Source organism: Corynebacterium jeikeium (assembly GCA_003955985.1).
GTDB classification, from domain to species: Bacteria; Actinomycetota; Actinomycetes; order Mycobacteriales; family Mycobacteriaceae; genus Corynebacterium; species Corynebacterium jeikeium_D.
This window is the reverse complement of record CP033784.1, coordinates 1,949,514-1,972,888: the sequence shown is the minus strand read 5'-3', so window position 1 is coordinate 1,972,888 and position 23,375 is coordinate 1,949,514. Positions and strand designations below refer to the sequence as shown.

18 protein-coding genes, 2 pseudogenes and 1 riboswitch are annotated in these 23,375 nt (G+C 64.0%); of the genes and pseudogenes, 13 read left to right on the top strand and 7 right to left on the bottom strand.

From position 1 onward, the window contains the following. Positions 1-5 precede the first annotated feature (5 nt). Positions 6-175: riboswitch (FMN riboswitch) on the top strand. A gap of 10 nt (positions 176-185) precedes the next feature. Both EGX79_08670 and EGX79_08665 read left to right on the top strand, forming a co-directional pair. Further along, positions 186-905 (top strand): nicotinamide riboside transporter PnuC, encoded by a 720-nt coding sequence (locus tag EGX79_08670; GenBank protein ID AYX82248.1) that lies wholly within the window; start codon positions 186-188, stop codon positions 903-905. 10 nt (positions 906-915) lie between these two features. After that, entirely contained in the window at positions 916-1,575 is a 660-nt protein-coding gene (locus EGX79_08665; GenBank protein AYX82247.1) for a hypothetical protein, read from the top strand. Here the strand turns inward: EGX79_08665 and EGX79_08660 are convergent. The 3 genes from EGX79_08660 to EGX79_08650 all read right to left on the bottom strand — a co-directional run bounded on the left by EGX79_08660 (position 1,572) and on the right by EGX79_08650 (position 5,978). Further along, the gene (locus EGX79_08660; GenBank protein ID AYX82246.1) at positions 1,572-3,272 is read right to left on the bottom strand and encodes an FUSC family protein; all 1,701 of its coding nucleotides are present in this window, start codon (positions 3,270-3,272) and stop codon (positions 1,572-1,574) included. The genes EGX79_08665 and EGX79_08660 overlap by 4 nt on opposite strands. A 67-nt stretch (positions 3,273-3,339) precedes the next feature. Next, the gene (locus EGX79_08655) at positions 3,340-4,986 is read right to left on the bottom strand and encodes a peptide chain release factor 3 (protein AYX82245.1); all 1,647 of its coding nucleotides are present in this window, start codon (positions 4,984-4,986) and stop codon (positions 3,340-3,342) included. Positions 4,987-5,084: 98 nt separating this feature from the next. Continuing rightward, a complete protein-coding gene (locus EGX79_08650; GenBank protein ID AYX82244.1) occupies positions 5,085-5,978 on the bottom strand; it encodes an HAD family phosphatase in 894 nt (297 codons plus the stop codon). A gap of 183 nt (positions 5,979-6,161) precedes the next feature. On the opposite strand from EGX79_08650, the gene EGX79_08645 reads away from it, so the two are divergent. Next, complete coding sequence (locus EGX79_08645; protein AYX82243.1) at positions 6,162-7,613, top strand: glyceraldehyde-3-phosphate dehydrogenase; 1,452 nt, start codon at positions 6,162-6,164, stop codon at positions 7,611-7,613. Positions 7,614-7,949: 336 nt separating this feature from the next. Here EGX79_08645 and EGX79_08640 read toward each other — a convergent pair. Further along, a pseudogene (locus EGX79_08640) lies at positions 7,950-9,159 on the bottom strand (IS110 family transposase). A 343-nt stretch (positions 9,160-9,502) separates the two neighbouring features. On the opposite strand from EGX79_08640, the gene EGX79_08635 reads away from it, so the two are divergent. The 10 genes and pseudogenes from EGX79_08635 to EGX79_08590 all read left to right on the top strand — a co-directional run bounded on the left by EGX79_08635 (position 9,503) and on the right by EGX79_08590 (position 20,520). Continuing rightward, a complete protein-coding gene (locus EGX79_08635) occupies positions 9,503-10,144 on the top strand; it encodes an ABC transporter permease (GenBank protein AYX82242.1) in 642 nt (213 codons plus the stop codon). Then, positions 10,141-12,453, top strand: coding sequence for an ATP-binding cassette domain-containing protein (locus tag EGX79_08630; protein ID AYX82241.1), 2,313 nt, complete (start codon positions 10,141-10,143; stop codon positions 12,451-12,453). Before EGX79_08635 ends, EGX79_08630 begins: the two co-directional genes overlap by 4 nt. Positions 12,454-12,628: 175 nt before the next feature. After that, positions 12,629-13,510 (top strand): hypothetical protein, encoded by an 882-nt coding sequence (locus EGX79_08625; protein AYX82240.1) that lies wholly within the window; start codon positions 12,629-12,631, stop codon positions 13,508-13,510. Then, positions 13,462-13,725 (top strand): annotated as a pseudogene (locus EGX79_08620) (saccharopine dehydrogenase). Before EGX79_08625 ends, EGX79_08620 begins: the two are co-directional and overlap by 49 nt. After that, complete coding sequence (locus tag EGX79_08615) at positions 13,722-14,741, top strand: ATP-binding cassette domain-containing protein (protein AYX82239.1); 1,020 nt, start codon at positions 13,722-13,724, stop codon at positions 14,739-14,741. Before EGX79_08620 ends, EGX79_08615 begins: the two are co-directional and overlap by 4 nt. Further along, positions 14,738-15,490, top strand: coding sequence for an ABC transporter (locus tag EGX79_08610; GenBank protein AYX82238.1), 753 nt, complete (start codon positions 14,738-14,740; stop codon positions 15,488-15,490). Before EGX79_08615 ends, EGX79_08610 begins: the two co-directional genes overlap by 4 nt. After that, the gene (locus EGX79_08605) at positions 15,487-16,224 is read left to right on the top strand and encodes an ABC transporter (GenBank protein ID AYX82237.1); all 738 of its coding nucleotides are present in this window, start codon (positions 15,487-15,489) and stop codon (positions 16,222-16,224) included. Before EGX79_08610 ends, EGX79_08605 begins: the two co-directional genes overlap by 4 nt. Positions 16,225-16,331: 107 nt before the next feature. Continuing rightward, on the top strand, positions 16,332-17,015 hold the full coding sequence (locus tag EGX79_08600; GenBank protein ID AYX82236.1) for a class I SAM-dependent methyltransferase: 684 nt from the start codon (positions 16,332-16,334) through the stop codon (positions 17,013-17,015). Continuing rightward, a complete protein-coding gene (locus EGX79_08595; protein AYX82235.1) occupies positions 17,012-18,790 on the top strand; it encodes an ABC transporter ATP-binding protein in 1,779 nt (592 codons plus the stop codon). The genes EGX79_08600 and EGX79_08595 overlap by 4 nt, the downstream gene beginning before the upstream one ends. Next, complete coding sequence (locus EGX79_08590) at positions 18,787-20,520, top strand: ABC transporter ATP-binding protein (protein AYX82234.1); 1,734 nt, start codon at positions 18,787-18,789, stop codon at positions 20,518-20,520. Before EGX79_08595 ends, EGX79_08590 begins: the two co-directional genes overlap by 4 nt. A gap of 229 nt (positions 20,521-20,749) precedes the next feature. Here EGX79_08590 and EGX79_08585 read toward each other — a convergent pair whose 3' ends face one another. From EGX79_08585 to EGX79_08575, 3 genes are all read right to left on the bottom strand, one after another. Continuing rightward, positions 20,750-21,358 (bottom strand): aminoacyl-tRNA hydrolase, encoded by a 609-nt coding sequence (locus EGX79_08585; protein AYX82233.1) that lies wholly within the window; start codon positions 21,356-21,358, stop codon positions 20,750-20,752. 144 nt (positions 21,359-21,502) lie between these two features. Then, on the bottom strand, positions 21,503-22,147 hold the full coding sequence (locus tag EGX79_08580; GenBank protein ID AYX82232.1) for a 50S ribosomal protein L25/general stress protein Ctc: 645 nt from the start codon (positions 22,145-22,147) through the stop codon (positions 21,503-21,505). A gap of 250 nt (positions 22,148-22,397) precedes the next feature. After that, positions 22,398-23,375 (bottom strand): ribose-phosphate diphosphokinase, encoded by a 978-nt coding sequence (locus tag EGX79_08575; protein ID AYX82231.1) that lies wholly within the window; start codon positions 23,373-23,375, stop codon positions 22,398-22,400.

Sequence of the window (23,375 nt, the reverse complement as noted above, 5' to 3'; positions counted from 1 at the left end):
TGAACTCGCATTCTCAGGGCGAGGTGAAATTCCTCACCGGTGGTGATGCTGCGGCTGACGCAGACAAGTCCACGAGCGCCCTACCTGTGGCCAGAAGGGTCGTCAGGTAGGGGACAAGCAGATTTCGGTTGGAATCCGAAACCGACGGTCATAGTCCGGATGAAAGAGAAGGAGTTGAATAATTCGTGGAATACGTGTCGGATTTTTTGGTGGGTTTCCTCACTGCACAGCTCAGTGTGGCGGGAGCACCAATCTTGATTCGTGAAATTGTCGGTAACCTCTTTGGCCTGGCGTGTGCCTTCCTAGGTATGAAACGGAAGGTATGGGCTTGGCCGGTCGGCATTATCGGAAATGCCTTGCTGTTTACCGTCTTCCTCGGCGGAGTTTTCCACACGCCGCAAAATCTTGATCTCTATGGCCAGGCGGGGCGTCAGGTCATGTTTATCGTCGTCAGTCTCTACGGATGGTTCAGCTGGGTCAAGAGCCGCAATCAGAGCGGTGACGAGGTCGCAATTGAGCCTCGGTGGGCGACGGCATCGGAACGCATTGGGATGATTACCGTGGCTATCTTCGCCACTGTGATTTGTGCCAATATCTTTGAGATGCTGGGCTCGTGGGGGCCATGGGCCGATGCCTGGATTTTCGTCGGTTCGATGTTGGCGACCTGGGGTATGGCCCGCGGGTGGAACGAATTCTGGCTAATTTGGATTGCCGTTGATGCCGTGGGAGTGCCGTTGCTGCTCAAGGGTGGCTACTACCCGTCGGCGGCGCTGTACCTCTTCTACGGATGCTTCGTTATTTGGGGCTTTGTCTCCTGGGTTCGCCTCGAGCACCAGAGCGACAATGACCAGCAGAAGAGCTCCGCGACCGACCAAGTACCGGCTTTGGCAGCAGCCGAGCGGTAGGATAGTCCAGGTGAGCTTCCGACCAGATAACTCCCGTACCAACCGCGCCCATCAAGCCGAAGAGCGTGCCCGCAGTCTCGTGCAGGACGTCCTCGACCGCGAGGAGCGGGTACGCAACAATCTGGCCAGCGCTGATGTCGACCCGTGGACGATGCGTTTCGTCGTCGATGAGTCGATTTCTGAGGGCGCAATCATCACCTGGCGCAATGAGGCCACTCGTGCCCGCCGCATCATGCGCCGCTATGACATTCAGCGGGGCTACCGCGAGAAGTTGCGCGAAGTTGAAAAGCGCATCGATGCCATGTTGCACCTCGCGGAATCGCTGGAGGAGTCGTGGGACGCCGCGGCACACGCTTCGAAGAGGCTTTCCGACGCGGAGGCCCGCGATGTCGCCGCCTTTGAACGCGAGCGCGAGCGGCAAAATGACGCGGCAGAGACTAAGCGGCAGCGTGAGGAGAAGGTCCGCAAGTTCCGTCGGAAAGCGGAGAATATTGCTACCGATGCGTGGGATGCGGGCCGTGACGCGCTAGAGAAGCTGCCGCCGCTGTCGTCTTCGTTGAAAGACATTGCGTCCAAGTTCCGTTCCCGGGGCTCGGAGGAGCAACCGCGCGAGGTACGGCGGGCAACCGCCCGCGACCTACGCAAGGAGCCCCCGCTGCCGGAGGACTAGCGCTCCTTGGACTTAGCTGCCTGAACCACTTCGGCGAGCTTGGAAATCTCCTCGCGAGAAGGCCTAATATCCGGATGCGTACGGCAGTAGTCCAGCAACAAATAGCCAGCTGTGCGAATGCGACGATGGCCGTCCCAGTGCGGAGCGGCGATTTCGGGGTCGTTGGTGGCCAGAGACGAGATGGCCTGGCGCTCACTGAGCAGCTCGTACTGGAGATCGCGACGAATATCGAGTGCCTGATTCGGAGTGCCGGTTAGCAGCGCGCCGAGAAGAGCACCCATCTGTCGATAGCAGCGCGGAATATGACGCAGGTAGTGCTTCTCAATGCTCTCGGTCGGCCAGAAGTGCAGGACAGCGAGAGCCAGCGCGCAGGCGATACCGACTTCCAAAACACGATCGGTCACAATCGGTGCGAGCTCGCCAGCGACATTTCCGCCCAGCAGCAGCGCCAGCGGAGTGGTGACGATCGTCGTCAGCGCATAGTTCTTCACCACGAGAATCTCCGCGCCGAATTGGCAGGCTGCAAGCGCGATAAGTAGCGTCCAGCTGTCCAGGCCAAAGGAAAAGAGCAGCGCATAGAGGAAAATGCCGATAATCGAGCCCACCATGCGGTGAATCCCTCGAATCGAACCGGCGGTGCGGTCGGGGCCCCACTGTAGCGTCATCAATGCGCTGACCACCGCCCAGTCAGGCCGGTCGAGGCCGACAAGGACGCTAATGAGACCAGCTAAGCCGCCAGTAATAGCCACCTTTGTCGCAGTCATCGATGCGTGAGAATAGCGGTCGAAAGAGCGGAAGATTCGGTAACTCACGCTTGGTCGTGCGAGTGGAATGGTTGTCTGTGTCTCGTCGAAGAGGTTAGGTGTGTCCACGATGTCCACAGCGCTGCCGTGCACGCCCAAGCGGCCGCGGATAGCAATCAGCCGCTGATGAGCAGCAATGACACGGTTGACCAGTTCCGTATGGGAGGGCTTGACGATTTTGCTGCCACGGATGATGCCTGCGTCGGCAAGCGATTCCCATGCGTCGGTGAGTGCAGTTTGCGCCTGGTGATGAACGGCGAACGATGTCGAGTCTGACTTTTCCATCGCCTCGATGGCTGATTCAAGGGATTGGACGGCCGCCATCTCGGGGCCGTGCGGATTCCACAACCGCGGTGCCATGCCGATGACTATCGCCGAAAGCACACCAACGGTAGCCCACATGGCGGTTTCAACCGGGTTGAAGCCAAGGCGGGCGACCATTGTGGTACCGCCTGAGACCATCACAATGAAGAATGAACCTGGTGGTGGCAGGCGCAGTGCGTTTTGGATAAAGGCCCCGACTGTAGCCAACACCGTGGTAAAAAGTGCGATGAGCAGCAGCCATAGATTACTGCCGCCGGAAGCGATCTCACTGTGGACCACTGAGCCAACAAAACTGCCGGACATAACGCCGGCGACCAGGCATAGTCCGGCGATGGACATCACGCGCAGACGACTGCGGTAGGGGTGGCCCTCGCCATAGATGACCACACAGCCACCAGCGGCGATAAGGAGCATCTCCGAGCCATGGCCGGTGAGAAGTGCCACGGCACCCGGCAGGAATAGCGCGAGTGCTGCGCGGAGGGCACCGGGCCATCTTTGCGCACGGGAGTGGAAGGCAGTAAAAAGCTGCCATGCACTTGGTTGTGGAGGAAGCTCAACCGGTTGGCTCAATGTTGGTGAAATCTCCTTATCTATATTGGGTTGTTATTGGCGCTGCCGCTGTGTGCAACCGAGAACTCTAGTCAGCGACCAGCGTCTCGAGCGTGAACTCCGGGTGCTCCTTCTCAATGAAGGACAGCTTCCACTTGTCGCCGAAGAGGGCGATGAGGGCGCCGTCGGAACGCGTGAAGATCTCCACGCCGCGCTGCTTTGCCAGCTCAGGCGCGGTCTCTTCGTCCGTGCGGCGGGCGACGGAGTAGGGGATTGGCTCGGCGATGGTCTCGACGTTGTACTCGTTTTCCATGCGTGCCATCATGACCTCGAACTGCATCGGGCCGACCGCGGCCATCACCGGGGCGGCATCGCCGCGGGCATCGTTGCGCAGAATCTGCACCACGCCCTCGGCATCGAGCTGATCGACAGCCTTACGGAACTGCTTGTACTTGCCCAGGCTCTTGGCGCGCAGAGTGCGGAAGTGCTCGGGCGCGAACTGCGGCATCGGCTTGAATTGAACCTTGCGGCCCTCGTAGATCGTGTCACCCGGCGCCAGTGAACCCGCATTGACCAGGCCGACAATGTCGCCCGGGTAAGCCGTCTCCACAGTCGAACGTGTCCGGCCGAAAACGGTCAAAGCATACTTTGTGGAGAAAGTACGTCCCGACTGCGCATGCGTGACCTGCATGCCGCGGTCAAACTCGCCAGAGACAACGCGCATGAAGGCCAGCTTGTCGCGGTGGTGCGTATCCATACCCGCCTGCACCTTGAACACGACGCCCGAAAAATCATCCGTCGGTTCGCGCTTTTCGACGATAGCCCCCTGGCCGCCAGCCGCTGCAGCGGCAACGGCAGCCGGGTCGGACTCGCGGGCACCAGGTGCCGGAGCCAGCTCGCAGAGAGTGTCCAGGATCTGGTGGACACCCCAGTTCAGCATGGCGGAGGCGAAAATCACCGGAGAGGTGTCGCCAGCGAGGTACATCTCCTGGTCGTGGTCAGCGCTATCGGCGGAGAGCAGTTCGGACTCCTCGGCTGCCGTCTCCCAGGCGTCGCCCTGCTCTGCGGCGGCCTCATCTGGGGTGAGGTGACGCTCAGCGGCAATAGTGGCGCCACCGGCAGTGCGCTCGAAGCCGATGAACTGCTTGGCTTCGCCGTCCTCACCACGCTCCAGCAGACCGCGGAAGTCGCCGGCCTCACCGACTGGCCAGTACAGCGGAGTCGGCTGCAGGCCAATCTCCGCGACAATCTCATCCATCAACTCCAGGGGAGCCTTACCCGGGCGGTCCCACTTGTTGATGACGGTGACGATGGGAATTCCGTTGGACTTACAAACCCGGAACAGCTTCAACGTCTGAGGCTCGAGACCCTTGGCACCGTCGACAAGCATGACAGCGGCGTCGACAGCGGTGAGCACACGGTAGGTGTCCTCGGAGAAATCAGCGTGACCAGGCGTATCGACGAGATTGATCATGTACGGCTCGCCGTCGTGCCCCTCTGGCTGGTACTCGAACTGCAGCGCGGAAGAGGCAATCGAGATGCCGCGATCCTTCTCCATGTCCATCCAGTCGGACACAGTCGACTTGCGGCCGGCCTTGCCGTGGACAGCACCGGCTTCGTTAATGACATGAGCATGCAGCGCCAGCGCCTCGGTGAGCGTGGACTTACCGGCATCCGGGTGTGCGATGACGGCGAATGTGCGGCGGCGTGCGGCTTCTTCGGCGAGAGTGGTCACAGGGAAACTACGCTTTCCTTAAAAAGAAAATCGGAATAAGGGAATCGGGTTCAACCTTTCTAACTTACCGCTCCAGTGGGGTAAGGGGTCAATTGCAGTTAGAGGTTGAACAGCTCGCGCAGCGTCGTGATGACGCCTTCCTCCGCGTTCGACGGTGCGATGTCGGTGGCGCGGCGTTTGATTTCCGGGTGACCGTTGGACATGGCAAACGAACGGCCTGCGTGGTCGATGAGCTCGAGATCATTCAGGTAGTCAACGAAGCAGACAGTTTCGGCAGGAGAGACACCTAGGGCCTCCTGCAGGGCGGCGAGTGCCGTGCCCTTGTTGGTGTTGGCATCGATGAGGTCGACCCAGTGGGCACCGGAGACTACCGCGCGCAAGTGCGGGCTCTGGGAACGCAGGTAATCGGCCGATTCCTCTTCGACGGAGTAAGGATCAAAGGCGGCAATTTTGACGATGCCGTCCTCGGCGGCAGCGGCGATGACATCATCGACCTTCTGCAGCTTCAGGTAGTACTTGGCGGCCTCGTTGAACTGCAGCTGCTGAACTTCCTCCGGAATATTGAAATGCGGCGGGAAAAACTCCACGTATGCGCTGGCAGCGCCGCAGATAATAACCGACAGGGGAGTACGGCCCGCCGCCACACGGTTGTCGTTGAACTGGCGGATCGCGTGTACCAACTGAGTGACGATGTCGTGGTCGATACTGGTAACCGAAACCACCTCGCCCGCATCCGCGACATAGTTGCCGTTTTCCGCAATGATTGGGATGCGGTGTGCAATGGGGGCGAACTGGTCGGCCAGAGTTGCGTACTGGCGGCCCGACGCGGGAGCGAAGTGGACACCGCGGTCGAGCAGCTCCGTGACTACCGGCCAAAAGGACTCCGGGATTTCCTTGTCTTCATTTAGTAGAGTCCCGTCCATATCCGTGACTACAAGGCGGTATGGCGGCTGGGCGGGAGATTGCTGCTGGATATCCAGGGGTTCCGTCATGGCTCTTATTCTAACGGGTAAGTAGGGTTCAATTTTCTTCCTTGAGGTGTCTCCCGGTGTCTCCCCCGATTGGGTGAAAGCTGGGCCACAATACGGGGTACCCAGTTGAGGGCGATAGCCGGTGAATAGCGTGTGCGGGGTATTTTGAGGGGGAACTCATACTCATTTAAGCCAGGAGGATTTATGTCGGATTCGGCCCCCATCAAGCGCAATGACTGGAATGAGCGCATCAGCCTTGCAGAGCAGATGATCCCCCTCCTGGGACAACTGCGCCGCAACAATGATGTCGTGACTTCAATCTTCGGCCGCCGACTGGAAAACGTTACCGAGACCGGCATCATTAAGTCGCACCGCTACGCCCGTCGCATCACCTCGCAGGAGCTGCCCCTGAGTCAGACCCTGCCGATTCTGCAGGAACTGGTGAAGATGGATCTCGGCACCGCCTCCATTGACCTGGGCGCCCTGGCTACCAGCTTCGAAGAGGAAGGCGGCGATCTGCGCGCATTCCTCGAGCGTGAGCTTGCCGACGTCATCGGTGCCGGGACACAGACCCCGAAGACCGACATTGTCCTCTACGGTTTCGGCCGCATCGGCCGTCTGCTGGCTCGCATTCTGCTGGCTCGTGAGGCACTGTTCAACGGCCCGCGCCTGCGCGCTATTGTGGTTCGCCAGAATGGTGAGGACGACATTGTCAAGCGTGCTTCGCTGCTGCGCCGTGACTCCGTCCACGGTGCATTCGACGGCACCATCTCGGTTGACCGCGAAAACAACATTATTTGGGCAAATGGCACCCCGATTCAGGTCATTTACTCCAATGACCCGGCAACTGTTGACTACACCGCCTACGACATTAACGATGCGATTGTCATCGACAACACCGGTCGTTGGCGTGACCGCGAGGGACTGTCACAGCACCTTCAGTCCAAGGGTGTTTCCAAGGTTCTGCTTACCGCGCCGGGCAAGGGCGATGTGAAGAACATCGTCTACGGAATCAACCACAACATCATCGAGGAATCTGACAACATTTTGTCGGCAGCTTCGTGTACTACCAACGGCATCACCCCGGTGCTGAAGGTCGTCAATGACAAGTGGGGTGTCGAGTTCGGTCACGTCGAGACCGTCCACTCCTTCACCAATGACCAGAACCTGATTGACAACTTCCACAAGGGTTCCCGCCGTGGTCGCGCAGCCACCCTGAACATGGTTCTCACTGAGACTGGTGCCGCAAAGGCCGTCGCCAAGGCTCTGCCGGAGTTCGAGGGCAAGCTGACCGGTAACGCCATCCGCGTTCCCACCCCGGACGTTTCCATGGCGGTGCTGAACCTGACCCTCGACACTGAGGTCGACCGCGACGAAGTCAACAACTACCTGCGTGAGGTTTCCCTCAAGTCCGTTCTGCGCCAGCAGATTGACTACATCCACTCCCCGGAAGTGGTTTCCACCGACTTCGTCGGCTCCACCCATGCTGGCATCGTCGATGGTCTGGCTACCATCGCCAACGGTAAGCACCTGGTGCTCTACGTCTGGTACGACAACGAGTTCGGTTACTCCAACCAGGTCATCCGCATTGCTGAGGAGATCGCAGGCGCTCGTCCGCGGGTCTACCCGAAGCGCAAGCACATCGACGAGCTCTAAGGCGGCGGACCTGAGCTTGAGCTGCTGAGCCCTCGAACGCCCTCTTCCCCCCCCCTCCAAAACCACGGGGGTTGAGGCGATGGGGAGGGCAGGGGGGAGGGGGACGGAGCTTTCGGTGCGGGAGGCCGCTATCGCTTACCGCTGGTGGACCTGGTTCTGCGCGGCTTCGGGCGCTGTTGGGCCGAGGGGTCGGCCGCCACTCGGTCCCGATCCGCGTGGGGTCCCTATGTGGATTGTCAATAGTCAGGCGGGACTTTCACGTACATCGTATGGGGGTGTAGCCATGACTAATCGCCGGGCCGCATCGTGCGGGCCGGCGGTGATCAGCGCAGCGGCCTACGCAGCCGTGGCGATGGTTCTAGCAGGGATTTCTCGGAAGAACTCACGCCGAGTCAACAGGGCATAGATGACGTTGCAGCGGCTCCGGGCAAGCCACATCACCGCGGCATTGTGCTTCTGTCCTTCAGCCCGTTTACGCGGGTAGTAGTCGCGCGATGCGGGATGGCAGTTCGACGCGATCCACGCCGATCGAAACATCGCGTTTTCAACTGTTTATTGCCGGCCCTGGTGGGAAACTCGCCGCGGATCGACGTACCCGACTGCCGGGTGGTCGGCGCGATGCCGGCGTAAGCGGCCAAGTGCGCGGCGTCGGCGAAGTCCTGGCAATCGCCGATGGACAACAAGATGTTAGAGGCGGTCTTGATGCCTACGCCGGGCATCGACATCAAGACCTGGGCAAGAGGGAACGATTCGAGCATCTCCGAGCCATGTCCGGCGATCGTGTCGCGCTGTGCTTGAAGCTCTTCGATGTTCGCCGCCAGCTGGGGAATGACCAATTCTGCTGCCGCCATGCCGGGTACCGTGACAGTTTGCTCGGCAAGGGCGGCGAAAATTGCGAGGGCAACAGGGTCCTTCTTGGCGCGGTTGCGTATCCACTTCAGGACCCGGCCTCGACCTGCGGCGGCCAGTTTTGTCGGACCTTCGTAGTGGATTAGCGAGTCCAGCACCAGCGTGCGCGAGAGAATCTCGCCTGCAAAGACGCGCTCGAGTGCGGGGTGAATCTGTGTGAGCACGCTGCGAAGGCGGTTTTTCTTTCGGGTGGCGTCTTTGGCGATGTCGTCGTGGAATCCGGCGAGCATCTTCAGCGCTACTAGTGTCTCGTCGTCGCGGTCGACTGCCCGCAGTGTGTGTGGCATGGTGCGGGCGGTGTCGGCGATGATGAATGCATCCCGGCGGCGGTTTTTGATCGTCCAGGGTAGAGGTCGGCTGCTTTTCGCATGGCTAGGTCGGGGAGGTCTCCGACCGTGCAACCGCAGTCGCGGGCCACGGTGATGGGCAGGGCGCCGATCGTGTTGGGTTGATTGACGACCATGAGAACGCTGCCGTGGGCTTGCATGGACGCGAAGATTTCGCGCTGTGCGGCTTCGTCTTTGGGCAGTGGTTTGTCGTAAATTCTCTCGCCGGTGTTGGTCAGCGCGCTGGCATGGTGGCCGGTTTTGCCGACGTCGAGGCCGATGATGATTTCGGGTGTTCTGGACGGTTCCATGGTGGTGTCCTTCTGTTGCGGCTGGTCGCCGGTGTCTTGGACATCCGTTGCAGGCACCCACGTTACGACGAGACCTCTGTTTGGTCCGTGGCCCTATTAGCTGTCAGCGGTTATCCCCGGTGTCCGGTGGCAACACCCCCGGATTATGGAAATGTTCACGCAGATAAGCCATGCCGGGCCCGGTGACCGCGCCCCGTGAGGGGGCACCATCACGGTAACGGGGGGGGGCGGGGGTAAGGTCAGCAAATTGAGCCTGGCGTAAGTCGATAAGCATTGCCTAACCTAATGCTGTTTCAGGTGGTGTTCCCGATTGGGAATCGGCAACGGAAGCGAGGCGGCGACGATGAACGGAAAACGTGGATCGACCGGAGAACCCCTCTCCGGAGGGGAAGCCGGGGACGCGGGCCCAGACGGGACGGGTGACGGGCGGTTGGTGCACGTCGCACCGGTCGCAGCGGGTGGCCGACCATCCACCCGCGACATGCTCGTCGCCGCCGCAATCGGCGTCGCGGGGTCTCTCATCGTCGTGCCCCTGACTTACCTGCAGGTGTTCGCTGGCATCGCCCACGTTTATCTCGTCGCGGCGACGCTCGGGTTGTGGTTCCTGCAGTGCGTTGTTCCCCTCATCGTCGTCCGCAAGCCTGGCGCGAGCCTTATCGCGTGCCTTGCCATGGGCGTCGTGTCCGCGGCGACCACCCCATTCGGCGTCGCCGCAATCGGGGCGCTGATTATGGAAGGATTACTCATCGAGCTTCCGTTCATGGTCACCCTGTACCGGCGGTGGACGCGTCCCCAGTTCGTGGCATCGGCGATATTGTTCTCCGCGCTGATGGGAACGATGGCCCCGCGCGCAGTCGGCGTCGACTCGCCGACCACGCCCATGACCCTGATCAGCTTCGCCGTAGCCTTGGCATCGAGCCTGGTGTTTTTGGTCCTGGGCTTTGCCGTCGCAAAGGGGCTTCGCAGCCGCGGGGTCACCCGGTGACCGGCGGAGCATCCGTGTGCGCCGGTGCGACACGCGGGACGGTCCCGGCCCGGTTACGGGTTAGTGGCGCGGGCGTGCGGCACGCCGATGGGCGATGGGCACCCGACATGGTGGATCTCTCCTTCGATTTCGGCACGATCAACGCCATCACGGGACCCGTGGGGTGCGGAAAGACGAGCCTGGCCCACCTTATCGCTGGACTGATTCCCTCGCACATCCCCATCGACCATGCCGGATTCGTGCACATCGTCGATGCCGACGGCACCGAACGCCCCGTGGACGGGGACCGGGTCACCTTCGTCGGGCAAGACCCGGCGACGCAGGTGCTCACGCTCCGAGTCGTCGATGACGTGTCCATGGCCCTCGAGTTTTCCCTCGTGGAAGCCGGTATCGTCGCCAAGCGATCAGCCGAGGCTCTATCGGAGCTCGGGCTGTCAGAGCTCGCGGAGAAGGATCCGTGGGCTTTGTCGGGCGGGCAACGCCAGCGGATGGCCATCGCCGGTGCGGTGGCCAGGGCGCCGGAGGTCATGATCTTCGACGAGCCCGCGGCCCACGTCGACGAGGACGGTCGGCGGGCGCTGTTCGCCGCCATCCGTGATTTGCGGGCCCCGGGGCGCGTCATCCTGCTCATCGAGCACGACCTCCGTCCGTTCGACGGGTGGGTCGACACGGTGACAATCCTCGATGCGGACGGGAGCGTCGCCGCCCACGGAGCGCCGGATGGCATCGCGGTGAAGGGCATTGCGACGACGGCCGCGACCGCCGGAACGCCGGACGCCAGTACGCCGGGCACGGGGGCGCCGGACCGTCCCGATCCGGAATCAGAGGCGGATGCCGTTCCACTGCTGGCCTTGACCGGAACCCACGTGGCCCGAGGCGGGGAGAGGATCCTGAACGGGGCCGATCTGACACTGGAACGGGGCGAGATTCATGCCCTAGTCGGTGCCAACGGAGCCGGTAAGTCCACCTTGCTGGCGGTGCTGTCGGGCCAGATGAAGGCGGGAGCGGACATCCGGATTGACGGCGAGCCAGCCCGGCGCGCCCCCGACGCCTTCGCGTCGTGGGCGTTCCAGAACCCCGAGCACCAGTTCACCCGCGCGACCGTCGCCGCGGAAATCGACTCCGCGCTGGCCGGCACGGACCCGCACGGGCCACTCGGCACCGATGAGCTGCGGAAACTGCGGGAAGCCCTGTGCCCCCGGGCACTTGACCCCGTCTCGCCGTTCGTCCTGTCGGGCGGACAGAAAAGACGGTTGGGCATCTTCCTGGCGGTGGCGGCCAATCGCCGTTTGCTGCTTCTCGACGAGCCGTTGGCGCACCTGGATTCGCCGAGCTCGCGCATCGTGCTGGATGCGCTGGCGGAATACGCCGGGGCCGGCGGAACCGTTGTGTTCACGTGCCACGACCGCCGTGTCGCGCGAACGTGGGCGGATCGGGCGAGCATCGTCGCCGAAGGGAAGGTCGCCTGGTCCGGTCCCGCGGCCGCCGTGCCGGCTGCCCCGGAGTCGTCCCGGCGGGATCGCGCACTGCCCGCCGCCGGCGCACGGACGTCCGGGGACGAAAGCCCCTGGACCGGTGAATCCGACGCTCGGAGGCGCGCGGGGTTGAACGCCATCACGATCGTCGCGGCGGTGATGCTCGTCCTCGTCGCCGGGCTGCTCTCCGGCGGAGACGCCGTTCTCGCGCTGACGGGGGGCGCGTTCCTCGCACTCGCTGCGATCGCGGAACGCGACGTTCGGGCGACGGCGGGGAAGGTCCTTCTCGTCCTGTTAATCGGGGTGTTCTTCGGCCTGCTCGGGTGGCGCTCCGAGTTCTACGGAGGTGGGGATCCGGCGGGGGCCGTCCGCCACGGCATCCATCACGGACTGCTGCTGACGGCCGTGTTCGCGGGGACGGTCCTGGTCTCCGCGTGCATGCGCGTCGAGGAGCTTTTCGACGCCATGGTGCAACGCCTCCGGGTGCCCTACACATGGTGCACCATAGCGATTGCCGGGGTGAGCATCGCGGCGTTCCTGCGCAGCGAAATCCCCCAGCTGACATGGGCGATTAGATTGCGCTCGATGCGACCGGAGCAGTCTTTCCGCTCCGGTTTCATTCGCGCGACGACGCCCGCGCGCATCGCCTTTCCCTTGTTCGTTAGCGCCGTGCGCTGCGCCGAAAAGCTGTCCCTGACCCTGGCGATGCGCAACTTCGGCCGCCATCCGCGGCGCACCTTCCGCACCGATCACCCCTGGCGAGTGCGTGACGGGTTCGCGGCCGCAGCGTCCGCCGCGGCCTTCGTCGCCGCCCTGGTGTCCGCAGTGACTTGACGGGCACCCAGAACCGGCGGGTCCCGGGCCCGCGAGCGGTTCCGAGCTTGTGCGGAGACGCGCCCCACCCAGTTGCTTCACCCCTTTCAACCCTTCAGACACATCCTCCGGGTCACGCCATGCGGGCCCGGTCCGCCCGGCACCGGCATGGCGCCGACAACCGAAAGAGGTACCAATGAACACGATCCGGACCATCAGCGACGTGCTTCGGGACAAGGCCGATGAGACGAAAAAGGGGATCACCTTCGTCGAGAATCGGCGGGACGTCTTCGTCCCGTATGGCCAGGTCCATGCGGAGGCGGTGGCGGCTGCGACTCGGTTGGCCGAAGCCGGCATCGGCCCCGGCGATCGCGTGATCTTCCAGGTTTCGGAGAACCGCGGGCTCATCCGGGCGTTCTGGGGCTGCGTCTACGCCGGCGCGGTTCCGGCGCTTGCGCCGCCGGTGTCGGGCCCGGTTGATGTCGACAGGGTGCGGACGCTCTCGGACATGATGCCCGGGGCCCCGATTCTGGTCGACGAACGCAGTCACACGCTGCTCACCGGTGCAAACGGTGCCGTGGTCGTGGGCGAGGACCGGCTGCTCGACGTGTCCATCGTCAATGACGCTGCCGTGGAACCGGGTGCGGCGATGCCGGGTGATGCTGAAACGGACTTCTCTCAGGCGGGGGAGGTGGATTCCGGGGATGGCGCCGGGACGGTCCCCGCGTTCCCGGTGCGAGGTGGGACGGCCGGCGAAGCCCTCATCCAGTTTTCGTCCGGCTCCACGGGATCGCCAAAGGGCGTCATCGTAACCAACGAGTCCGTGCTGAACGGTCTGCGCGCGACGATCCCACGCCACGCGCACCGGTACGAGAACAAGATGCTCACGTGGCTGCCTTTGACCCACAACCTTTCGCTGATCGGCTTCCACGTCTACGCCCTTTTTCGTGGGTACGACCAGGTGTTGCTGCCGGTTTCCGAGGTGGTCGCCGATCCCCCGAGGTGGTTCGAGGCCGTGACCAGGCACCGGCCGAGACGACCGTCGTCCGGGCGACTGGCCCGGGTTCCTACAAAATGACCGCGGCGATTGCTGCCGCCACCGTTGTGGCGGTCGCGGGGAAGCCGGTCGCGCCGGGGTGCCGGGATCTCGTCGGCCACCCCCGGCTCCTCGAACCGGTCCTCGCCTTCGCCCGCGATGCGGGCATCCATATCGAGGTGCCGCATGACAACCCGACCACGGGGCCGCTGCCGACAGCGGCCCACTGCGATACCAAAGAAAAGGGGAAACGATGACGGATCAAGCTGAACGAGGTGCGGCGATCGTCGTCCGCGACCTCACGAAGAGCTACCCGATTGCGGGCAAAGCGGGCACCCCGCCGGACGGCGGGCGCAAGGGAAAGCGCGGCGCCCGGATGCGCAAGCATGTGCTCGACGGCGTGAGTTTTACCGTGCCCGCCGGGGCGATCGTGTCGTTCCTCGGCCACAACGGTGCAGGCAAGACCACCCTCATCCGAATCCTGTCGACGCTCATCACCGCCGACTCCGGCGAGGTGAGCATCTTCTCGCGCGATGTGAAAGAGGACCCGGCGGGCGTGCGCGCCGACATTGCCACCACCGGCCAATTCGCGGCGATCGACGAGAACCTCACCGGCCGGGAGAACCTGGAGTTCTTCGGGCGGCTGCGCGGACTCGACCGCGCCGCCGCGGCCGCCCGCGCGACGGAACTGCTCGCGCAATTCTCACTCGCGGACAGTGCCTCGACGCTGGCGTCGGCCTATTCGGGTGGCATGCGGCGCCGTCTCGACATCGCCGCGTCGCTGTGCGTCGTGCCCAGGCTGCTGTTCCTCGACGAACCCACGACGGGGCTGGACCCTGTCAGCCGCGAAGAGCTGTGGGGCTTCATCCGGCAACTGCGTGACGACGGAATGACCCTGGTGCTGACCACCCAGTACCTGGAAGAGGCGGAGGCGCTGGCCGACCACGTCCATCTGCTCAAGGATCGCCGCATCGTCGCCAGCGGAACGCCGGAGGAATTGCGTCGCGACTTCGGGTCGCACGTGCTCCGCGTGTCCTTCGCCACCGCCGCCGAGGCGGAGGCGTTCGCCCGCTGCCTCGGGGGAACGTGCCTAGACGGCGCCCGCGTCGCGGGGAAGTCGGTGTCCCTCGACGTCGACCCCGGACCGCGGGTCCTCGAGGCGGTGGCGCAGGCGATGGAGGCCTCGGAAGCGTCGCCGGATTCGCTGAGCGTGTCGCCGCCCACCCTCAACGAGGTGTTCATATCGATGAACGCAGGGGGTGCGGCGCGATGAGTGCGACGTCGGTCGCGGCGTTTCTCCGTCGGGATCTGCTGCTGTTGCGACGCAACACCGCGTCGCTGATCTCCATGTTCGTAGTTCCGCCCCTCTTCCTGCTGTGCCTGTACGCGGTGTTTGGGTACTCGGCGGGGCAATCCGGCTTCGGGTACCTGCGTTTCGTGCTCGGCGGCTGCCTGTTCCAGGCGGCGATGTTCACTGCCGCGGCGTCGGCGATGGCGGTGGGACAGGACGTCGAATCCGGGCTCGTTGACCGCGTGCGCGTGTTGCCCGGGGCCACAGGCGGCTATGTCGCCGGCAGGCTCGCCACCGATGTGCTGCGGATGTCCGCGTCGATCGCGGCGCTGCTGGTCGTCGCGTGGGCCTGCGGCCTCGACATGGCTGTCGGTGACGTCGCGTGGACTGTCCTGTGGTCGCTGCTCGCCGCGGCGGTCCTGTCCCTGGTCACGGACGGGGTGATTCTGATGGTGCCCGCCCCGGTGTCGACGGCCTCATCGATCCAGGCGTTGGAAATGCTGCTGCTCATGTTCTCCACCGCGTTCATTCCGGCGACCGCTTTGGACGGCTCCCTGCGCGACGTCGTACGTCACATGCCGTTTTCGCCGATGATCGAGGTGATCAGGGCGGCGTCCCCGGACGCCTTCCCGGATAGCGCCGGGGAAGAGGCAGCCCTGTGGCTCGGTGTTGCGGTGGTCGCCGGAATCGTCCTGTTCATCCGCCGGTTCACCTCGAGGAGCGAATCATGATCCGCGCCATCTTCGTGCATCTGCGGCGCATCGCCCACATTTGGCTGCGGCGCCCCGACTTCTGGTTCATGACGTTCATTGCTCCGCTCGTGTACCTGTTCATCGTCAACCGCATGTTCGGTAGCCTGGTCAGGCAGCTCACCGGAGAGTTCGAACTCCGGAACGCGGTCATCCTGGTCGTGACGGCGTGGGCGTTCATCCTGGCCATCACGGGATCGTCCACCGTGTTCGTTGAACGCAGCAATGGCTTCCACGAGCGGTTAATCACCATGCCGTCACCGTACGCGGCCGTGCCGGCCGCACGGATCATTGCCGAGTTCATCCGGATCATGGCGATGACGGCCGTCGTCGCGGCGGTGGCCGCCTTGCTTTCCGACGGCCCCCCGGAGGTGTCCTGGTGGTGGAGGATCGCGGTGACCGGGGCGATGGTTGCCGCGGCGGCCGCATGCACCGGCACGTACATCGCGTTCTCCATCACCAGCCCCCAGGGTTCCGTGGCCCTCATCCCGTTAATCATCGTTGCGATGTTCGTCAACACGGTGCTCATGCCCGCCGACCACTTCCGTCCCCTCCTGCGCGGAATCGCCGGGCACACCCCCGTATCCGCGGCCGGCGAGGCCGTCAACGGCACCGGGGCTGCGGGTCTGGTGGTCTGCGCGGCCTGGTTCTTAGGCATCGCCGTGCTCGCGGCGTGGGGCATCGCCGTGAAAACGAGGCCGGGGGAGTCTGCATGACTGGCACGTCCACGGGGGCGCCGCCGCCGACGACGGCCCGCGAACCCAAGCACCTAACCCGAAACCGCCGCGTGGACGCGGCCCACACACCCCGGAGACAGAACCAGATGAAGTCGATTGCCCAGATCGTCCAGAACAACCGCAGACTCCTCGCGGCCTACGAGGACAAGGTCCAGCCGAGGTTCCTCAGCCGCTATGCGCGTGAACCGATGGACGCCGCCGCCGTGTATCGGAAGCTCCGTGCGCTGGATCCCGGGCCGGATGCGCCGGCCCGGGTTCTCGACCTCGGTTGCGGAACCGGGTGGCTCGCCCGCATGCTCGCCGCCGAGCCTCGCTATCGCAGGGCGAACATCGTCGGCTACGACCTGTCGCCCAATGCGATCCGCATCGCCCGCGAACGCGCCGCCGTCGAAGGGCTCGGGGCCCGGACGGAATTCCACGTCGCCGACGTCCTCGCGCCGCTCGCGGGAGAGCCCGGCAGGACCGATGAAATCTGGGTGTGCGGCGCGCTCCACCAAATGAAGGATGCGGGTGCCGCGCTCGGCAGGGTCGCCGGGCTGCTCGCCGACGGCGGCATCGCTTACGTGCAGACGTTCGCCGAGGATCCCGACGTGAACGAGCGGGTCGACATGGCCGTCATGGCGAAGATGGGCCACCGGGTGTTCCGGGGCAGCGAGCTCGAGGACCTCGCCGAAGCCAACGGGCTGAAGCTGGGCGGAGCCTCACACGCCGGCATGGTGTACTTCTGCACTCTCACGAAGAAAAGCGCGATCGGGGAGGCGGGCAAGTGAGCGCCGTGGACGGGATCGTAGGCCCGTGGTCGCTGCTCGCCCCGATCCGGACCCGGATGCGTGCGGTGGTCGCGTTATCCGTCCTGTCGTCGGTGGCTACCGTCGCTTCGCTGGTCGGCATCATCGACATCGCGATGACGTACCCGGAGGCCCCGGAGCATCGGACGTGGTTGGCCGTGGCTGTCATCGTCGTCGCCGCAACGGTGCGCATGGCCGCGGACGGCGCCGCCGGCATGCTCTCGCACCGGGCGGATAACGACCTGCAGCTCCACCTCCGGCACCGGCTGGTCGCCCAAATCCGGAAGTTGCCGCTGGGCTGGCTGGACGCCCGGCGCTCGTCGGGAATCATCGGGTCGGTTGAGAAGGACGTCGCGGCTGTCCACCAGCTCATGGGCCACACCGTCGGTGAGACCGTGGTGGCGGTGCTGGTTCCCCTGCTTTCCCTCATCGCGCTCGTCGCGGTGGATTGGCGGATCGCGGCGGTGGCGGTCGTCCCGGTGCTGGTCACCTTCGCCCTGATGGGCGTAATGATGTCGCGTGGCGCCGGCCTTCAGCGCGACTACGAGCGAGCCTCCGAAGGAGTGACGGCCGCGGTTATCGAGTTGGTGCGCGGCATCCCGGTGATGAAGTCCTTCGGACGCGCCAACCAGGGCTCGGGCCGCTACGATGCCGCGGCGTCGTCGTTCGTCCGCGCGTGGTCCGCCTGGTCCCGGCAGTCGAACATCTATCTTGGGCTCATCGACGTGGTGACGTCTCCGATCACGGTCCTCGCAGTGGTGTGCGGCGCCGGCCTCGCTCTGAGGGACGCCGCGGACGGCACACCGGAGGGTCTCGTCGCCGGGCTGGTTCTCGGCCTCGGACTCTCCGCGGCGATCGTGCGGGTGGCCATGAACTCCGAACCCATCATCGCGGGGATCGCCGCCCTGAAGTCCATCGCGGAGGTGCTGGGCACGCCGCCGATTGCCGAGCCCGCCGATCCGGTGCCCGCGCGCGGAGGCACGCTCGAGGTCCGGAACCTGGTCTTCTCCTACGGCGATGGGCCGCGGGTCCTCGACGGGATGTCCGCGACGTTCGAACCGGGGACCCTCACTGCGCTAGTGGGGTCCTCCGGTTCCGGAAAGTCCACCGTCGCCCGGCTGTTGGCGCGTTTCTACGACCCCGTTGAAGGCTCGGTGCTGCTGGGCGGTGTCGATCTTCGCGACATCGCCGTGCGCGACGTGCACCGCTCGGTGTCGGTGGTGTTCCAAGATCCGCAGTTGCTCACGCTGCCGTTGCGGGAGAACATCCGGCTGGCCAGGAGAGACGCCACTGACGGCGAAATCATGGCGGCCGCGAAGCTCGCGAACCTCGATGCGGTCATCGAGGCGCTGCCGAAGCGCCTGGATTCGGTGGTCAACGTCGACGTGACCTTTTCCGGTGGCGAGGCGCAGCGCGTGGCCATCGCGAGGTCGATCGTCACGGACGCGACGGTGCTCATCTTCGACGAGGCAACCGCTTACGCGGATCCGGCTTCCGAGGCCCTCATCCAGTCCGCAATCGAGCGTTTGGCCCGTTCGCGGACGGTGATTGTGATCGCGCACAGGTTGAGCACGATCCGCAACGCCGACCGCATCCTCGTTCTCGATGGGGGAGCGGTCGCGGAGGCGGGTACCCACGACGAGTTGCTTGCGCGCGGTGGCCGCTACCGGGATTTGTGGCGCGCGTTCGCGCTCGACGACGAACCATCCGCCCCGCGGGGCACTGAATCAGACGATGAAAAGGCGGGGAACCGATGATTCGGGACTTATGGTCGATGACGGATCGGCGCTCGAGAATGACGCTGGCGTGGCTCATTGCGTTGGCCGCGCTTGCCGCGCTGGCCCAGGGAGCGGCGTTCGTCGCGCTGCTGCCGCTGCTGTCGGCTCTGGCCGAGGGAGATGATGCGACGGCGTGGCGTTTCACCGGCGTCATCGCCGGCCTCGCGGCCGCCCATGCGGTGCTGTCTCTCGCCGCGGGGACGGTCGGCAGGGCGAATTCCGCAGCGGTGCTGTCGTCCCTGCTGCGTTCCCTGGGCGAACGCGTGCTGACGTTGCCACTCGGGTACGTCACCAAGTCCACGGCCGGCCGCTTTTCGGAGATGGCGTCGTCGGGTATCGCGTTTGCGGCGTCCGTGCCGCACGTGATCCTGCGGCCTGTCATCGCCGCGGTGGTTGCGCCGACCGTCATCGCCTTCGGAATTCTGGCGGTGGATTGGCGCGTCGGTTTGGTTCTCGTCGCGTCGGCGCCGGTGATCTTCTTCGCCTACCGGGCCATTGGCCGGGTCGGCGGGGAGTCGGACGAAGCGCATGCTGACGCCGTCGCTGCCGTCTCCGGCAGGCTGATCGAGTTCACCCGCTGCCAGCAGGCGATTCGCGCCGCGAGCGACGGTTCGGCGGCGGACGCGATGGTGGATGAGGCGATCCGGGCCCAACACGATGCGTTCGCGAAGGCGACGTCGACGCAGGGGGCGGCCATCGGACGGTTGAGTTCGGTCGTCCATGCGGTGTTCACGGCGGCGGTAATCGTCGCCGTGGCAGTCGCCGCGACGGGCGGGATGGCGCCGGCGCATTTGGCGCCAATGCTCATCGTGGTCGTCCAGTTCACCGGACCGATCACCACGGCGGGAGCGTTGTCCGGCGGTTTCGGTGCGGGCCGCAACACGTTGGCTGCGTTGCGTGACCTGCGGGCAATCCCCGCCCTTCCCGAACCTGCCGCACCGGAGCTGCCCGACGGGCATGACGTGGAGTTCCGTGGCGTGAGCTTCGGGTACGGGGAGAAGAAGGTCCTCGACGGCGTCAGCTTCCGTGCGCCTCAAGGGGCGCTGGTTGCTGTAGTGGGACCGTCGGGGGCGGGCAAGACGACGATCATGCGGCTGCTGTCGCGTTTTCATGATCCGGACTCGGGGGAGATCCTCATCGGCGGGGTGCCCTTGCCTCGGATCGGCACCGACGGCGTGAACTCGCTGGTAACCCCGGTGTTCCAGGAGACGTTCCTTTTCGACGCGTCCGTGCGGGACAACGTGGTCTTCGCCGACCCCGAATTCGGTTCCGGGCCCGGTGACGGGGACCGCTTGCGCGAGGCCGCCCGGCGTTCCGGGGTGGACCGCATCGTGGAGCTGCTGCCTTCCGGGTGGGATACCCCGGTGGGGGAGGAGGGGACGCTGCTGTCGGGAGGCGAGCGGCAGCGCCTCGCCATCGCCCGGGCGCTTTTGAAGGATTCCCCGGTGGTGCTTCTCGACGAGCCGACATCCTCGCTGGATGCGGCCACTGAGCGGGCGATCGTCGGCACGATGGAGGCGTTGCGCGGCGATCACACCGTGATCGTCGTCGCCCATCGCCTGCACACCGTCCGCGATGCCGACCTCATCGTCGTGCTGTCAGAGGACGGGACGGTCGCAGAACGGGGTACGCACGATGAATTGCTGGCGAAGGGCGGTCGCTACGCCGAGTCGTGGGCGTGCCGGACGGGGAGCTCCCCGGGCGCCTGATCCTCATCACCTGGTTGATGCCCTCACGGGCGCCCTGCCGCAGCTTCCCGAATCCCACCGCCAGGCGCTCGGTGGACAGAGCGAAACCGCCGACGAAAACGCCGAGCAGCACGAACACCGACGAGCTGTAAAGAATGAAGCTCCCGGGAACGCGAAAATAGCCCCCTTTTCTCATCCCAGTGAAAGTTGGGAGGGAAGGGGGCTCGTTGCTGCCATTTGCCTCTATCTGCTACCGCCCGTGCACCTGGTTCTGAGCAATTTCCAGCCCGTGGCTGGCGATTAGCTCCACTGCCTCCGCCGCGGTGGGCAGGGTGAAAGCGAGTTCCTCGCGCTCCTTGGCATTGAAGTTGCGCAGCACATAATCAGCTGGATCCTGGCGGCCCGGAGGACGACCAATGCCAATGCGCACGCGCATGTAGTCCTTCGTGCCCAACGACTTCGAGGTCGAACGCAGCCCATTGTGGCCATTCTCGCCACCGCCACGTTTGAGGCGGACCACGCCCGGGTCCAGATCCAGCTCATCGTGGACCACCACGACGTCGGTAGGTGCGATGTTGAAGAACTTCGCCAGCGCCGCGACCGGCCCACCCGACAGATTCATGTACGTCCGGGGTTTAGCCAGAATCACCTGTCGCTCGCCACCATCGGAGGTTTTAAACCGAGTCTGCACAATCTCAGCGTTGGACTTCTTGTGCACGCTAAACGACGACGGCATCGGAGAAGTCCGGCTAGCTAGTTCATCTAGCACCAGATGTCCGACGTTATGGCGGGTGAGTTCATATTTGGGCCCAGGGTTGCCGAGGCCCACGACAAGTAGAGGCGTGGTGGAGGCGTTCATGAGTTCAATCTTGGCACACTGTGCACGGTGTTTTGATTTTGGGGAGTGCAAAAAAGGGACGGACAAGAGCGTCCGTCCCTTTTTTGTTAGCTAAGCGTGAAAGCCTGTATTGGCTCAGTCAGCTAGAGCTATTCAGCGCTGAAATTACTCAGCAGCCTCTTCCTCAGCCGGCTCATCCGGGGTCTCAGCCTCGCCCATGCCCTCGATGTCGGCATCGACGTCACCAGCCGGCTCCTCCTCCGGCTCGACGATGTTGAAGATGAGCAGGTCAGCGTCGTCGGTGAGGACCAGGCCCTCTGGCAGGGTAACGTCGCCGGCGTGAACCATGGTGCCGACCTCTGCACCCTCGACGGAGACCTCGATCTCTTCCGGAATAGCCAGAACCGGTGCATTGACCAGAATGGTCTCGGCATCCTGCATGAGCAGGGCACCCGGAGCGAGCTCGCCAGTCGGAACGACCGGAACCTCAACCTCAACCTTCTCGTCACGGTGAATGGCGAGCAGGTCAGCGTGGTCGATGTCGAGGGTCAGCGGGTTCTGGTCAACAGCCTTGACCATGGACAGCTGGGACTCACCCTCGATGTTGACGTCCAGAACAGCGTTGACACCGTGGTTACGGATGACAGCGTGGAAATCCAGAGTGTCAACGAGGATGTGCTTCGGGGCATCCAGGTCAGCGCCGTAGATGACAACCGGGATGTCGCCAGCAACGCGGGCACGGCGAGCGGCACCCTTGCCGAACTCGGTGCGGTTACGAGCATCAATCTTGATGATGTTGGGCTTTGCCATGAAAATGGACTCCTAAACGATTCGATATTGAGTCGTCGAGTCGAGCACGTGCCGCATCCATGCCACCGTGGGCGCAAAAGTTGGGCTGCGAGCGTCGCGTCGATAACGGCAACCACCTACTGTGGCCGCCCTCGCCGAGACTTACCGGAGAAATTGTAGTGGACTAACAGGTCAAACAGCAAACCCCGCCACCACCAGCAAAACTAGGTTGCTGGTCGCGGCGGGATGCCCGTCGGCAAGCGGAAAGAACTTATGCCTGACCCTCGAAGAGGGTGGTGACGGAACCGTTTTCGAAGATCTCGTGGATCGTCTTAGCCAGCAGTGGTGCGATTGGCAGGACGGTCAGGTTGTCCCAGCCCTCGGTGGACTGCGGCAAGGTATCGGTGGTGATGACCTCGCGGGCACCGCACTTCGACAGGCGCTCGCGAGCTGGGTCGGAGAAGACGCCGTGCGTGGTAGCGATGATGACATCCTCAGCGCCAGCCTCACGCAGCACCTTGACAGCGCCGGCGATGGTGCCGCCGGTGTCAATCATGTCGTCGATGAGCAGACAGGTCTTACCGGAGACCTCGCCGACCACACGGTTGGCGACAACCTGGTTCGCGACATCGACGGAACGGGTCTTGTGAATGAAGGCCAGCGGGGCGTCGCCCAGGGTGTTGGCCCACTTCTCGGAAACCTTCACACGGCCGGCGTCAGGGGAGACCACGACCAGGTTGTCCAGGGAGTAGTTCTTCTTGATGTACTCCGACAGAATCGGCATGGCGTGCATGTGATCGACCGGGCCATCGAAGAAGCCCTGAATCTGGTCGGTGTGGAGGTCCACGGAGACGATGCGGTCAGCGCCTGCGGTCTTGAGCAGGTCAGCGACCAGGCGAGCGGAAATCGGCTCACGGCCACGGTGCTTCTTGTCCTGGCGGGCGTATGGGAAGAACGGCAGGATAGCGGTGATGCGCTTGGCCGAACCGCGCTTGAGCGCGTCAATCATAATCAGCTGCTCGATGAGCCACTTGTTCAGCGGTGCCGGGTGCGCCTGCAGTACGAAGGCATCGGAACCGCGGACGGATTCCTCGTAGCGCACGAAGATTTCGCCGTTGGCAAAATCACGAGCGGTCATCGGAGTCAGCTCTGTGCCGAGCTCCTTGGCAACTGCCTCGCCCAATTCCGGGTGTGCCCTTCCGGAGAAGAGCATGAGGTTCTTTTGGTTATCGATCCACTGGCCGGTCAT